Here is a 15,113-nt window from a genome sequence, read left to right on the forward strand (position 1 = left end):
TGCCCGCGACGCCCTGCGGATCAGCTGGCACGGCAAGCCCAGTCCGCACCTGCCGTGTAGCTATCAGTCCTGTCCTTGAAAGACCTGCTGTAGTCGGGTTGCGGCGTGGCTGAGCGGGATGGCTTCCTGCTCGATCCTTCGGAACGGGGTGGGGCCGGCGGTTGCGATGATGTTGTACGCGGTGGTCTCGGCTTCGGTCAGGCGCGGCAGGGTTGTCGCTGACGGCTTGATGGGGCGGCCTGCCTTGTCGTGGTTGACGCCGTGTTGGGCGTACTGGTGCAGGTCAGTGGCATTCATGAGGATGGAGGCAACGGGTCTCGCCGGTGCGCCGTCTGGCGCCGGTTCGGCCAGTGCGGCGCGGAACTGGTCGAGGATCGTGTACCCGTCCGCGTCGATGTCGCCCCAGTAAACGATGTGGTCTGCGGCACGGATCCAGGGGACGTTCGCGAGTAGTGCGGCTGCGGCCTTGCCACCGCCCTCGACCACGATCGTGTTTCTGACTGGTGGGAACCAAAGGCGGGAGTCGCGGTTCTCGACGACGAGGACGACGCGCGGCTGATAGGCGATGTCGTGCACGTCGCCGGTGGTCCAGGCGTCGTGCCTGCGGCGCCCCGACGCAATGTGCTCAGGATCGACATAGGTCAGGTGCACGACGGTCAGCCGGGGTCGGACTTCTTCTCGGACATCGCGTCCGGCGGCATCGCGCAGCAGTGCGCCGTGGGTGTCTAGCCACTTGGTGTGCATTCCGGGAACCGGGAGCTGCCGCAGGGTCCACGTGCCGGCATCGGGGTGCTGGCGTAGCCAGGTCACGGCACTGAGCAACACCTCCACGTCGACGGCCTGAAGACGGTAGACGGCCCGGAGCGTGGTCGGGGAGAGGACCGCGTTGGCGGACTGCAGCATCAACGCGAGCGCACGGGCGCGGTCGACGGCCACGTTTGGAGGTTCAGCGTCAGCACGGGTGTCGGCTATGAGTGCGACGGCGCCGTCCAGATCGGTGACGAGCGTGGCGGGGAAATCGCCGGCGACTCTGCGGATGGTCACCGCCTTGCGAACGACTTCTGCTCCGGTGGGGAGCTGGCTGGCGAATTCGCGCCACTGCATGTGCCACTCGTGCCAGACGGCGTGCCCGAGCCGCTCGACGGCCTTGCCAGTCGACACACCTGGGCGGAGCGGAACCGAGAACACAATCTGTTCGCCGACACCGAGTTCCGCGCACACGGCCTCCGCCCACTTCTGATCGACCTTGCGGCGAACCGCCGCTACGGCGTCCTTCGGGGTGACGAGTGCGCTCATGCGTCCGGAACACCGACCAGGGGCTTTGCCCAGGATCGGCCCTGGGAGTTCTTGAGGATCAGGTACTCCGCGTCCACGTGCGGTTCGATCGCGCTGTGCTTGTCGTTGGGGGCACCGATGACAAGTTGGAAGCCGAGGCCGCGCCATGCGCCGATGGCACGGCCGGTGAAGTGTGCGTCCGCCTTGATCAGCGCCTCGTCGAGGAACACGGGCGCGTAGCGGGGGCGGTCGGCGCCCGCGTCGCCCAGCTGGTACCGCAACGCAGCTCCGACGATGAACGCGACCAGCTCCTGCGACTCACCGCCGGACTTCTCGCCGATGTGGTCGTACACGGCGACGTGGTGACCATCGAGATCGCGTTTCTCGGCGCTGATCCGAACATGGTTGCGCACGTCGACGAGGTCGGCGAAATCAGGCGCGGTGCGTCGGATGCGGTCGATCACCTTGGCCATTCGGTGATAGGCGCGTTCCCTGTCATCGTCCGTTGCCGCCTGGTCGATGAAAGCGCGGACTTCGCGTAGCTCCTTGCGGAACCGGGCTCGCACCGCTGAGTGGCTCTCCTGAGGGTCGATCCGCAGCCGGTGGTTGTCGTCGGAGAACGGCAGTTCGGCGAGGATGCGGTTGACCGGGTCGATCCGGTCGCGGATCTCCCGGACGGCGGCAGCGAGCTCGCTGTCCAGACCGGTGAGGTCATTGCCGGACAGTTTGAGCAAGCTGTCGCGCCACTCGGCCTCCAGCTCGTGCAGGCCGTTGGTCTCCAAGTCGGTGAGCAGCCGGTCGAAGTCGCGGTACGAGGCGTCCGCATCGACGCCGAGGTTCGGGTTCGGCCAGCGCTCGAGGAACGTCGACAACGTGTCGAGCAAAGCCTTCTTCGACCGGCCGATCGCCTCCGCCGCGGACTGCCGGTCGGCGCGCAGCCGCTCGGTAGCCCGCTTCACCGCCGCGTCGAACTCCGCGAGCACCCCAGCAGGGGTGGTGCCGTCCAGATCGCTGGAGAACAGCGCCTCCAGGTACGTGCGGTGTTCCACGCTGACATCGGCGCCTGTCTCCGCGGCGGTGTCCAGTGCCAGCTGGGCGCGGTCCACCTCGTCGACGGTCGCCTCCCAGGACTCACTGAGTACCTTCACGCTGTCTTTCTGCTGTCCGACGCGCTCGGTCAGTTCCCTGGCCCGATCCTTGAGTTCGTCCACCTGGCGCTGCAGCTCATCAATTCGCGGATTGCCTGCGCGGACCCCCTCGATGACGCGGTTCCAGCGGACTCGTTCCGCCTGAACGGACTTGATGTCCACCTGGTCCCAGGACAACTCGGTCAGGGTCTGGTAGGCCGTGCGCCTGGTTTCGAAAGAGTTGAGGTTCTCCTCTGCCCTCGTTGCAGCACCGACAGCATCGTCAAGGCGTTTGCGTGCAAGGCCGATTCGGTTCTCGAGGTCGGCAAGCAGCCGGTTGTTGGTGAAACCGAGCAGGTTGGGCCGACCGTGACCGCCGTGTGCGCCCCGACCACCTTCCGACGTCTGGCCGGTGATCGTGAGCGCCTTTGGGTGCTGCGCCAGCAACTTCGGTGTTTCGACACAGACGTAGTCGAACCGGCGGGCGAGCTCGCTCTTGAGCCAGGCGGTGAACGGCGACGGCCGGTAGTCGAGCCGGCCGGGGAGTGTCTTGCCGTCCAGTCCGATTTCGTCGCGCAGACCGGTGCGCACGCCCTCGAACTGGACCCGCCGCGCGGTCGGCACCGCGTTGATCGCCTCGCGGAAGGAGTTCAGCCGACCGATGTCGATCAGCATCCGTGTGGCGAATCCGCCGAGCGCCAGGTTGAACGCCTCGCGCCACGGCTCGAACTCCGTCCGTACCTCGATCAGCTCACCGACGAACGGCAGGTCGTCCGGGCGGAGTCCGGCGGCCTCAGCCAACGCCGCGCGAGCCGCGTGCAGCTCGGTCGGAATGTTGCCCCGCCGGTTCTTGACCGCCGTGTACTCGGCGCGCCACTCGGCCAACTCGCGTTCGGCTTCCTTCTTCTCCGTCATCGCATCGGCGAACCGGATCTGGGCGGTCCTCCTGGCGTCCGTATCCGCCAGCACCCGGTGCGCCGTCTCGACCAGGCCTGCGAAGTCCTCCCCGGTCGACACGGTCGCACCGATGGTGGCGAGTGCCCGGTCCAGCCGCTCCCGCGAGCGTTGGACATCGCCCAGCCGCTGCTCCACGCCGCGGATCTCCCGAAGGGCGGTGTCGAGGCGGTCACCACCGGAAGCACGAAGCGTGTCAGCCACCCCGTCGCGCTGTACTTCGGTCGCCTTGACCAGGGCGATGGTCTCCGACAGTTCGTCTTTCGCGCGGCGGTGCCGCCGGGAAAGGTCTGTTTCGGCCGCGCGCAGCAGATCGAGCCGGCGCTCATGACGCCACAACGCGGCAGGGGACGACGGGTCGGTGAACGATCCGACCTCGTCGATCAGGCGCAACCGGTCCACCGCTTCGTCGATCGTGTGCCGGTGTTCGCGGATCGGGGTCAACGCCTTCACCTGCTGGCGGGCGGTGATCATTCTCTTCCGGGTGCCGGACAGCTCGTCGAACTGCTGCACCACCGCGTCCGCGGTGGCCAGTGTGGACGGCTCCTCGAGGACCATCGTCTTGTACAGAGCATCGACTGTGGTGATCTGCTGACCGGCCTGGATACGACCCAGCAGCGCGACCGCCTTGTGCCCATCGCCCGCAGCGCCGATGCCCAGCGTGGTGTGCAGACGCGCGGTGAAATCCCGGTCGGTGTCGAAGCAGGTCAAGCCGGTTGCCGTGACCTCGGCACGAGCGAGCTTCTTGCTTGCCGGGCCTTCCAGCGCCCGCAGTTCGTATCCGTGGTCACAGGTGGCGCGCACCGCCACGACGTCGTCGAGTCCACGGGCGGACGATGGCACATACCAGGCCCGAAGCGCGGTGAATTCGGCACCGGTGTGGTCGGCCCATGTCATCGCGATGGCGGACCAGGTGTCGCGGCCGTCGCCGCGCAGCACCCGCAATTTCGTCTCGCCGTCGGTCCGGGACTCGTCGAGTTTGCCGCGCGCGTAGGAGAGGATGTTGCGCTGGTCCTTGCCGCGGGGCCTGCCGACGACTCCGCCGTTGGACGCCCCGTTGAAGGGCGTTGTGTGCGGCATGAGCAACGCGATGTAGGAGTCCATCAGCGTCGACTTTCCTGAGCCGGAACCTCCACTGAGCAGGGTCGCTCCCGGTGCGAGTCGCAGGTGGTGGTACCCGTCGTAGCCGCCCCAGTTGACCAGTTGCAGGTCTCGTGCCACCCACTGCTGGCCTCGCGACGCTGCCGGGATCAAACCGAACAGCGTGTCGATCATGCTCATGCGGTGGCCTCGTTCCGTCCGCGCAGCCACTGCTCCAGCTCGGAGAGCTTCGCGGTGCTCAACACAACCTCCACCATCGGGGTGATCCGGTACCGGCCCGCTGACTCCTCTGTGAGCAGGCCTTCGGTGACCAGCCGCTCCACGGCTTTGCGGACCTCTTGCTGGCCGCGGGCCAGGTTGTGGTCGTTCGGATCGAAGTACGTCAGCACAGTCTGCTCCAGCTCTTCGATGTCCACCCTCGCGGACGTCTCGCCCGTGCCGCGTTCGCGTTGGAAGACGGTCCGCAAGTGCACGAGCACCAAGGTCTCGGCCCGGTTGTAGGGGTCGTCCTTGAGAAGGATCGGCACGTCGAGCTCCGCTGAGCGCACCTGCTGCTTGTAAGCGACGCCCCGGTCGTGGTCCACCACGAGGCGGACGAACAGATCATGCATCCGTGACTCGATGATCTGCTGGTTCTCCAGCAACGTGCGCCACTGCGTCGAGTTCTTCTCGGCCAACAAGAACTTGCGCCGCAACAACTGCACCAGCACCCGCCGCACATCCGCGTCCAGGGTGCCCGCGTCGCCGGCGAACAATTCGGCTGGGTCGTCCTCCATCGAGACCGGGTCGATGAAACCGGCCTCCGTGCCTGCCGACCAGTCGTCGTCGGCGCCGTCCGGTTCACTCATCGCCACCGCTCCTGTCAGCACTCGCCGGGTTCGCCGCCACCACGCCGCCGAGGGCGAACCGACGCCGGGTCTGGTCGGGTCGGACCGTGTCGACCACGGCGACCTCGGCCGTCTCGGTCATACCGGCGTCATGGGCGATTTCCAGCAGGCCGAGCAGGTCTACCGGCCGCTGGATGTCCTCAACCGCCGCGCGGAACGCGGCCGTGACGTCCACGCTCTCCGCATCGCCCGCGAACGCCGCCAGATGCGCGCGTAGTTCGGCGTACCTGGGCCCACCCCATGCGCGGGTGTCCGCGTCCGCCGTGTCCTCGGATTCATCCCATTCCCGCAACGGCGCAGGCGGCTGTGGTGGCCGCAGGTCGCTCATCCGCTGCCGCAGGTGCCCGACGTCAGCCACCGGCAGGCGACGGAGCGGCTCGACAGCCTCGCCGCGGCGAGAGCCGGGAACCCACTTGTGGAAACCGGACATCACATCCCGCAGCAGTTCGTCCACCTGGCGATCCCGCATCGGATCGTGGTTGCGGACCTGGGTGGTGATCACATGGGAAGCCTGCCGCTGCGCGGTCAGCACCTCCTTGACGCCCTGCTCGATGCGTCGCGAGATCTCGGTGAGCTCCCGCCGCTGCTGTTCGGGCAGCAGATGGGTGAACCGGTGTCGCAGCACCGTGCGCAGGTGGCTCCACAGGTCATCGATCTGGGCAGGGTCGCCGATCAGACGCAACGCCCCCGCGAACGCACGACCTTCTGGTGTCGCGTCCAGGATCCGCTGGCCGCGGGCCAGGTACTCGCGGAGCACCTCACCGGTTGGCCGCACGTCGTGCCGCAACTCGGCGACGACGTCGCGTTGGATGGCTTTGATCGACTCCGCCACGCGGGCGAAGTCTGCGGGCAGCTCCCGAGCCAGGTGCAGCACGTTCTCAGCCGCCTCAAGTAGCTGCTCATCCTCGACGGTCTCGACGGCGCCACCCTGTTCGAGCCGCGTGAGCTCCTTCTGACGCTGCTGAATCTCCTCATGCAGGCGCGCTATCCGGGCCATCACGTCCGGATCGGCGTCCTGCGCGAGCCGCTCGATCGCCTCCAGCAGCGTCCTGACCCGGGACTCCGACACCCTGGTCCGCACTCCGCCGACCCGCCCGGCGACCTCGAGCGCACCGACGCCGTACGCGGACAGCCGGTACACCTCGACGTCGTCGTCGGACACCTGCCGCACCAGCCACCCCGCCTGCACCCACTGCCTGCACAGGTCCCGCGCATTCCCGGTGGGCAGCGGCTGGTTGTCCTCGTCGCCGTAGCCCGCGGCCCGTAGCTGAGCAAGAGCGTCGTTGATCTCCGCGTGTGAGTCAGCGACCGCCACCCTCGGCCGCTCCGCGGTGAACACCATCGCCAGCACCGTCACCACGAACGGTGCGTGTGTCTGGTGGAGCAGGGCGAGCATCGGGTTCTGGAACGCCCGGAGCGCGCCTTGGTAAGCGCCTTCTACGCCTCGTGTACCCATCGCCACTCAGCGTACGACTCGAGTACGACATAGGGCCTTTGCTCGCCTGAAGGGCATGCCACTCGTCCGCTGGCCTACGTGTCGATCTGGACGTCTTTGCCCATCGCGCTGCTGATGAGGGCGAGCAAGGCGGTCTCGCGTGCGGTCATCGCGGTCCTGAAGTCGTCGGCGCGCAACGCCTCGGGGGAGATCTTGTGTGAATGCACGTTGAGGTCGACCTGTTCGGGTGTCGTCTCGGCGCTCTTGGCGAGGCCGCGCAGGTACGCGGAGGGAGCGCGGCCGCCGATGATCCGGTTGGTGCGGGCGGTCAGCGGCGTCTTGTTGAGGATCGAGTTGTAGTCGGCGGAGGGTATGCCCTGCTTCTCGCACCAGGCTTTGGGGAAGACGTGGTGGATGTCGACCGCGTTGTCGAAGTAGTTCTCGTCCGACATGTCGGATCCGGTGCCCCAGTCGACAGGTTCGTTCTGCAGGAGCAGTGCGTAGAGGCCCTTGTATGCCGCGGAGCCGCGGGTGCGCAGCGTCCAGAGGCGGCTAGAGAAGAACTGCGCTTCCTGCACAGTCCTCGGCTCCGCTCCGTGGCCGGCTACCCACGCGACGAGCTCGGGAAGGTCGCGTGCGAAGCGGGTCTCGGTCGTGCCGCCGTAGAGCTCTCCGAAGACTCCAGACCAGTACCAGCGGGAGATCTTCATACGGATGAACGATCCAGGGACCAGAACTCGTCGTCGAGCACGAACGCCACGCGCACAGGAGTCGCCGTCACTGCGCCATCGGCGCGGGTGAGGTCGTGCACGCCTCAACCGCCGTTCCAGACAGATGACTTGCCTGCCCGCAACTTCCTGCTCGCGACCGGTGCATCCTCCGTGGGGCGGGCTTGTGGCAACGACTTGCGTGTGCTCGAGGGCTGGGTGTACTCGTTGGACCGGATGATCATCAACCGGAAGGTCGTCGACGGCGACTCGCGCCTGTACGTCTGCGCCAGCCGGAGTGCCCCTGTCGCCGGTCGACGAGCGGAGCGGTCAACGTCAGCGGCATCCGATGGTCGCGCACTAGCTCCGCATCCGGCCACTCGCGGGGCCCAGGTCTCGCTATCGTGGCGATGAGATGCCTACGACCGTTGCCGGGCGGAGGGCGCTGATGTTCGACGTGTTCATCAACTACCGGACGGCCGATGCGCGGTTCGGCGCCGCGGCGGCGTTCGAACTGCTGGCTCGGAGGTTCGGGCGGTCGCGGGTGTTCCTGGACAACCAGTCGATGCGCCCCGGAGCCATCTACCCGGAGCAGATCCGGTCCGCGCTGTCGTCAATGCGTGTTCTGCTGGTGCTCATCGGGCCTGACTGGATGACCGGACCGGACGCCGAGTCACCGCCGATCCACCACGAAAGCGACTGGGTCCGTCGCGAGATCCGGGTGGCGATCCGGCGGGAAGTCCCGATCGTGCCCGTGCTCCTCGATGGCGCTGTGCTGCCCGACCCTAGGCAGCTGCCAGCCGATGTGCGCCCGATGCTCCTCCATCAGACGGCCCAGGTACGCCATCGGTCCCTTGGCGCGGACATCGAGTCGCTTGCCCGGCACGTCGCCAGGTTCGTCCCGGCACAAGGCTCCGGCCGGAGCGTGCCCCGTCAGGTGCCAGCGAGCACCCCCCTCGTCGGTCGTGAGGATGAGTTGGCTCAACTGGACGCCTTCCTCGCTGAGACTGCGGACTCGATGCCGCGGCTCGTCGTCATCTCGGGTCCGGCGGGGGTCGGCAAGACTGCGCTGGCGTCGTGGTGGGCACATCGCGCCGCCGCCGACTTCTCTGACGGCCAGCTCTACGTCGATCTGCGGGGATTCGGCCCGGACAAGCCTGTCGCGCCGCAGGAAGCGCTGTCGGGCTTCCTGCGGGCACTCGGTGTGGCGCGGCCCGAGGAGCTCACCACTGAGGCGGAGCGATCTGCACGTTTCAGGACGCTGTTGAGCGGGCGCCGCGCGGTCGTGGTGCTGGACAACGCCCGGTCCGCCGCGCAGGTCGAACCGCTGCTGCCGGGAACGGGTCCAGCAGTGGTGATCGTGACCAGCAGGGACTTGCTGAGCGAACTGCGCATCCGGCACACCGCCACCCTGTTGCGCCTCGCACCGCTGGAGACCTCCGAAGGGGTCCGGCTCCTGGTCGCCTGTGCGGGACCACGAGCATCCCGCGCGCCGATGGCGGCTGTACGGCTGGCGGAGCAGTGCGGCGGCCTGCCGTTGGCCTTGCGCATCGTCGCCGAGCGCTTGGTGTCCAGACCGCCGTCATCCCTGACGGAACTGGTCGCTGAGCTGGACGACGAGCGCGAGCGTTTCGCCGCGCTGAGTGTGCTCGGCCCGGAAGCCAACGTGCGCACCGTGTTCTCCTGGTCCTACAACCGGATCGACGGAGACCACGCCGCGGTGTTTCACGCGATCGGCCTCGGGCCGGGCCGTGGTGTCGAGGCTCAGACGATCGCTGCCATCGCCGGGCGCCCTGTCGACATGGTAGTGCGCGTCCTCGCGGACCTCGCTCGGGCGCACCTGGTGACCGAACTGGGTGGCGGCAGATACGGAATGCACGACCTCCTGCACGTCTACGCGGGCGAGGTCGCTGCGGCGAGCGACGACCCGCCGCCCGAGGATGCGCGACGCCGTTTGTTCGACCACTACCTCCAGTCCGCCGCCCACGCGGACCGGCTGCTCACGCCGCACCGGGTGCGGATCCCACTGACCGGTGACCAAGAAGTCGGCCGCGGGTTCGCCGACGCCGCCGCGGCGAAGCTGTGGCTGGGTGCGGAAGAGCAGAACCTCGTCGCCCTGTCCAGGCTGGAAGACCCCTCTCTGGACGAGCATCGCTGGCAGCTTGCCTACGTCCTGCGTGACTACTTCTACCTCACCAAGCAGCTCGACGGCTGGCTGGAAACCCACGTGAACGGCCTCTCCGCGGCCCGACGGCGTGGCAACGACTACGCCGAGGCGCTCACGCTGAACAACCTCGGCATGGCGATGACCGCCAGCGACCTGCTGGACGACGCGATGCGCCAGTTCACCGCAGCTAAGGAGATCTTCGCGAGGATCGGCGACAGAGGCGGGGAGAGCAACTCGCTGGCCAATATGGCGTCAGTGCTCCGCAGACAGGGAAACCCCGCCAGCGCGCTGCGCCTCCTGGAAGCCGCCATGACCTACTACCGCCTCACCGGGTCTGCCAACCACATCGGTATCACCCTGCGCAGCATGGCGAACGCCCATCTGCACTTGGGGCAACCGACCGAAGCGCTCCGGTGCGCACAGGAGGCCGTAGCCCTCGCCACATGGCTGGAGTTCCCGCTGGACATCGCGCAGGCCAGCAACATCCTCGGGGCGGCGCACCGCCAACTCGGAGAACTGGTGCTGGCCGAAATCGCCCACAGGCAGGCGCTGGAGATGGGGGCGAGCTGCGAGAGCGAATTCGAGCAGGCGTGGGCGCACCGCGGTCTCGGTTCGGTGGCGCTGGAGGACGGCCGCGCGTCAACGGCGCTCGTGCACTGGCAGACCGCCCACGCGCTCTTCCAGGACGTGGGATCGCCCCTCGCCAATGATGTGGCCACCGACATCAGGCGGCTGGTGCCACGCGAGCGTGGGCAGGTGGAGCTCCCGGTCCCGCGACAGCCTCGATGATCAGGCAGAGCGGGTAGTCTCGCGCCGTGGAGGACCACATCGCGTTTCTCTCCTTCTCCGGGCTCAAGCTGCAACGAGTGGAGGCAATTCACAACGAGCTGGTCTTCCGCGGCCACGACCCCTTCATCGACCGGGAGAAGATCCGGCCCGGCCAGGGGCTGACGCCGGAGATAGAGAAGGGGCTGCGCCGTAGTAAGCTGTTCGTCGTCTACTACTCCTCGTGTTACGCCATCCGCCATTCATGCCAGCTCGAGCTGCTGCACGCCTTACTCTCCGACGAGGTAGAAGGTGGGGAGAGCCGGATCCTTGTCATCAACCCGGAATCAGGCCGGGAGCACATCCAACCGGTCGCCTTGCAGGACAAGCTGTACATCGAGGATCGCGGCCAAGACGTTGGTGCGATCGTGGACTACATCTGCGCCAGGGCCCGGGATGTCCGAGGGACGTTCCCCGGTATCAAATTCGCCGTCACGCCTCCGCGGATCCACGGGGCAACGCCGACCGTTGACGTGCGGATCCGGCGTTACGGCGACATGTGGCGAGTGCGGACCGCACTGACCCGCAACGACTTCCCGGTGACGCAACGGCCCGTTAGCCGAACCGCGTTGCTGACAGGGTTGCCCGGCGCAGGCAAGAGCACACTCGTCGACGACTACATCCTGCACTTCGGTCATCTCTACGACGACGTGTGGAAGCTGGACCTCCACGGTGTCGCGGACCGCTATCCCGACGAGATCGAACGTCTCCTCGGCGTGCGCGACCCGGGAGAGGCGGTGGATCTGCTGAGCACGAAGCGGAGCAGCCGGCGCCAGCTCTGGGTGGTCGACACGATCCCACCCGATCTCACCGACAAGCAGCTCGACGAGCTGATCATGCCATTGGACACCGTCGACACGATCCTGGTCTCCCAGGGAGGGCCCGCGTCCCGACTCGCCGAGGAGGTACGCCTCGACGGACTGAGCGACGACGAGGCCGTCCAACTGGTCAAGCTGTACCACCCGCTGTCCGCCGCGGAAGAAGACGAACTTCCGGCACTGCTCGCCAAAAGCGTGTCCCGCCACCCGATGGCACTCGCTGCTCTGGCCCGCAGCGCGCGTGAGCGCAGCGACCTCGGGACGTTCGCCGAACACGTCGGACGCGTGCGCGAGGGCGCGGAGGCTGGGCTCGATGCGATCATCACCGTGGTCGCGAAGCGACTCGGACACGAGGCGAACCCGAACTGCCTGACGCTGCTGCACCTCGCCGCTGAATGCGCCCTGGACGTCATCCCGGTGCGATTCACCTGCGCGGTGGCGGAACGGTTCGATCTTGACGAACACTCCGTTCTCCAGGCGCTCCGAAGGCTCCGCGAAAGCCACCAGATCATCTGGGAGGCCGAGTCGTGGAGCGCGCACGCGCTCGTCCGGCTCGCGGCTCGCAGGCTGCCGTACCGCGTTCCCGCGGACGACCTGGCTGCGGCGGCCGTGCGCCTGCTCACGACAAGCGACACCCCGCTCGACGACAGATTGCTTCCCCACGCACGGCACCTGTGCGGCCACAGCGCCATAGCGCCTCAGTTGCGGGAGCCGCTTCTCGCGCGCACGGCTACGACGCTGCTCCACCTGCGCCGCCCTGAGGTCGCGGCCCGCTTCTACGACCGCCTGTTGACCGAATTCCCCGCCGCCGGCACCGCCGCGACCCATCTCGCCGCTGCTCGCTGCCACGCCCACGCGGGTGAGCACGACCGCGCGGTCGAACATGCCCGCCAAGCAGGCGACGGGCTCGACGCCCTCCTTGTCCTTGCGACCTCACTGGACGCCGGAGGCAGGTTCGAGGAAGCGAGCCCGGTGTGGGACAGCGTGATCACCCACCCGGACATTGCATCCTGGCCGGACGGCGCCACCGCCGAGATCGACTGGGTTCGCTCCCGCCGCCTGCGCGGCGACCTGCTGCCGCACCGAGAGCGTCTGAACGCCATCCTGGAGCGTGCCGACCAGCTGCCCGCTCAGGTCGCCCACCAGGCCCGGCTGGAGCTGGCCGAGATCGACATGCGCACCGACCGGCCCGACGACGCACGAGCTCTCGCTCGTAGTGTCGTCGACCACTACGAGAACGCGAACACTCCGCACGACCCACTGGCCGCACAGGCCCGCTTCACCCTCGCCAACGCCGACATCACCCTGGGCTTCCTCGAGCTGAAGCCGGATCTCCAGCGCTGGCCGGAAGCCGAGAAGCGGCTACGGGCACAGCTGGCCGAGCAGGAGAAAGCACTCGGCCCTCGCAACCTCTCCACCCTGACCACGCGCACCGCGATCGGCTTGGCCCTGATCGGACAAGGAGAAGCGGCCGCCGCACGCGACCACGCCAGAGACCTGCTCCCCGTCCTCGACAGCCGCGTCGGCGCCGACCACCCGCTCTACCACAGGTGCTCGTACGTCCTCGGCATGGCGTACGCACAGCTGGCCAGTTTCCCCCGCGCCGTCGACCATCTCGACTCCGCTCACCGCGGCCAGCTGATCACCTTGGGCGAAGCCCACCCCGAGACGCTGCGCACGCAGTTCGAACTCGCGATCGCGCTGAAACTTCGCGACAGCAAGTCGAACAAGCGGGCGAACGCCCTACTCGACCGGGTACGTGTTCTGAGCCCCAGGGTCACAGGCCGGTTGAACGACCTCTACGGCCAATCGGTGGTGGCGTCCACCCTCGCGCGGTTCAGCCCAACGTGGTTGCTGCGCTTCGCGCACCGCGCCAACCACAAGAGCAAGTGGGCTGACGAGATCAGGTGATGGACCGAGGTAAGAAAGAACGGTCGATCCGATGCCTGTACCGCCCACGGTCAGCACCACGTCACCGACATCTGGCGCATGCATCACATGTCCGCCGACGGTGTACACGACCTCACGCGCCGCCTTCCATGCGCTGATCGGCACCGACAGCGCGCTGGGCGAGGAGAACCGGGCCGCCCTGGCCCAGGAGCACCTGGTCGGCGGCGAGTGGCTGGTGAACACGGTGAGCCTGGACGATCAGCCGCTGCGCGGCATCGACTGGGAGGACCTCGACGTCGTCGAGCAGACCAGCCGTCTCGCACTGGAACAGATGTGGGCCAACCGGGAGATCATCCGCACCGCCCTGGACGTGGTGGCGGACACGCCCGAGCTGCTCGCATTGTGCGAGCGGCCCGACCCGGTCACGCTCGGCGAGGTCGGGCAGTCGCTGGACAAGATCGTGCTGTACGCCGATCCGGAGTCCGGTGTCCGGGTGCGGCTGCACGTATTCTGGAACGGGTGCTACGACCTGCCGCACAACCACCGGTGGACCTTCGCCAGCATGGTCCTCAAAGGACACTTCCGTCACTTCATCTACGGCGATCAGGGCGACGACGACGCTGCCTTCCCGCTGCCCTTCACCGCGTTGCACGCGCGCCTGGAGCGACAGGGGACGACCTACGCGCTGCACCACCGGATGATGCACGCGCTCGTCGCGGAGGAGAACACGGTCTCGCTCGTCATCCGGGGTCCGGCGCTCAAGGATTACTCGTTCCTGGTCGACACCAAGACCGGTGAACGCATATACCACTTCGGTGCGGACAAGGAATCACCGGAGAAGGAAGCGCGCAGGAAGATGACCCCGGAAGCCTTGCGTGACCTTTCCGCGAGGTTCAGCGAGTGGGGTCTGTTCTGAGTTGACGGTTGGTGCCGTGCACAGCTCGTGCTGCGCACGGCACCTTCGTCACGCGCGGGTCAGCAGGACTCCCTCGCCGTTCGTCCAGCTCTCGATGCTGACGCGGTCGACGAGGCGGGGGATGCCCGGCAGGTCGTGTTCGATGTGCTCGCTGCCGATGAGCAGGGCGTCCCAGCCTCGCGGGTCGACGCCGGCGGCGACGAGACTGCCGGTGAACCACGGCCAGTCGAGCTTTTCGTTGCCGTGCCGCACCTTGTCGAGAGTGGAGAGGACCTCCGGGTCGGCGATGCGGGCGGTGACCCGGTCCCAGGCTGCCTGCAGATCCAGGTCGTGGGGGTCGGACTCGGCATACAGGTCCCGGATGTGGGCCGCGAGGTCTTCGGCGGCGCCGGGCGAAGCCGGTTCGGCCATCGCGGCGTAGAGCTCGCGCATCCGCGTGCCGAGGAGGACCGAGATCTCCCGGATGAGGTCGACGGGTTCGTCCGGGGTGTGCACCAGAACGACCAGGACCGTCTCGGCGCCGAGGATCGTGCGGAGGTGGTGTTCGGTGCGTTTGGCCGGGTTCGACCGTCCCTTGAGGTCGGTGAGGCGCAGGCTGGCGGGTATCACCGGTTCCGCGGTGGTGTCCTCGAGCAGGACCAGGAGCGAGTCGCCCCTGCCGCACACCTGGTCGGCGATGTCCAGACTGTCCTGCGTGGAGATGTTGGACTGGTAGTGCCAGATGCCGGCGGTCTGTTCTGTGCCGAAGTGGAACCGGATCGTGTGGACGGGTTCGAAACCCTGCCCGCGCACGTGTTCCACGCAGCGCTCCGCCGTCCGTCCGGCGATGCAGTCCGGCTGGATCACCAGCACGGCGTGCCGCTGCACGAGGCGGCTCGCGTCGTCACCGAGCACCTCGTAGGCCGCGTCCAGTCCCGACTTGAACCATTCGTCGTCGGCGTAGGCGCGCAGCTTCTCCTGATCGGCGGTCAGGGAACGCCATCGTTCGTCTCGCAGCAACTCGTGAGCCGA

The 15,113-nt window shown here is 67.6% G+C and carries 9 protein-coding genes; 3 read left to right on the plus strand and 6 right to left on the minus strand.

Annotation, left to right across the window (positions count from 1 at the left end; translation table 11 throughout):
- Positions 1–63: 63 nt before the first annotated feature.
- The 5 genes from C8D87_RS42825 to C8D87_RS42845 all read right to left on the minus strand — a co-directional run bounded on the left by C8D87_RS42825 (position 64) and on the right by C8D87_RS42845 (position 7,489).
- Positions 64–1,296 carry a Wadjet anti-phage system protein JetD domain-containing protein gene (locus tag C8D87_RS42825; RefSeq protein ID WP_112232201.1) on the minus strand — a complete coding sequence of 411 codons (1,233 nt, stop codon included), beginning with the start codon at positions 1,294–1,296 and terminating at the stop codon, positions 64–66.
- Entirely contained in the window at positions 1,293–4,637 is a 3,345-nt protein-coding gene (locus C8D87_RS42830; RefSeq protein WP_112232267.1) for an ATP-binding protein, read from the minus strand. Before C8D87_RS42830 ends, C8D87_RS42825 begins: the two co-directional genes overlap by 4 nt.
- On the minus strand, positions 4,634–5,305 hold the full coding sequence (locus tag C8D87_RS42835; RefSeq protein ID WP_112232269.1) for a DUF4194 domain-containing protein: 672 nt from the start codon (positions 5,303–5,305) through the stop codon (positions 4,634–4,636). The genes C8D87_RS42830 and C8D87_RS42835 overlap by 4 nt, the downstream gene beginning before the upstream one ends.
- Complete coding sequence (locus tag C8D87_RS42840) at positions 5,298–6,800, minus strand: DUF3375 domain-containing protein (protein ID WP_233442556.1); 1,503 nt, start codon at positions 6,798–6,800, stop codon at positions 5,298–5,300. Before C8D87_RS42840 ends, C8D87_RS42835 begins: the two co-directional genes overlap by 8 nt.
- A 74-nt stretch (positions 6,801–6,874) precedes the next feature.
- Positions 6,875–7,489, minus strand: coding sequence for a hypothetical protein (locus C8D87_RS42845; RefSeq protein WP_215732651.1), 615 nt, complete (start codon positions 7,487–7,489; stop codon positions 6,875–6,877).
- A 412-nt stretch (positions 7,490–7,901) separates the two neighbouring features.
- Here C8D87_RS42845 and C8D87_RS42850 point away from each other — a divergent pair, with 412 nt between their 5' ends.
- From C8D87_RS42850 to C8D87_RS42860, 3 genes are all read left to right on the plus strand, one after another.
- On the plus strand, positions 7,902–10,442 hold the full coding sequence (locus C8D87_RS42850) for an ATP-binding protein (RefSeq protein ID WP_112232205.1): 2,541 nt from the start codon (positions 7,902–7,904) through the stop codon (positions 10,440–10,442).
- 26 nt (positions 10,443–10,468) lie between these two features.
- Positions 10,469–13,207, plus strand: a complete 2,739-nt coding sequence (locus tag C8D87_RS42855) for a TIR domain-containing protein (protein ID WP_112232207.1) — start codon at positions 10,469–10,471, stop codon at positions 13,205–13,207.
- Between the two features lie 100 nt (positions 13,208–13,307).
- Positions 13,308–14,102: a hypothetical protein gene (locus tag C8D87_RS42860; protein WP_215732652.1), complete on the plus strand. Its 795-nt coding sequence runs from the start codon at positions 13,308–13,310 to the stop codon at positions 14,100–14,102.
- Positions 14,103–14,150: 48 nt separating this feature from the next.
- Here the strand turns inward: C8D87_RS42860 and C8D87_RS42865 are convergent, their stop codons facing one another.
- Complete coding sequence (locus C8D87_RS42865) at positions 14,151–15,101, minus strand: nucleoside-diphosphate kinase (RefSeq protein WP_170166794.1); 951 nt, start codon at positions 15,099–15,101, stop codon at positions 14,151–14,153.
- Positions 15,102–15,113: the final 12 nt, after the last annotated feature.

Origin of the sequence: Lentzea atacamensis (assembly GCF_003269295.1) — a bacterium.
Taxonomy (GTDB): domain Bacteria; phylum Actinomycetota; class Actinomycetes; order Mycobacteriales; family Pseudonocardiaceae; genus Lentzea; species Lentzea atacamensis.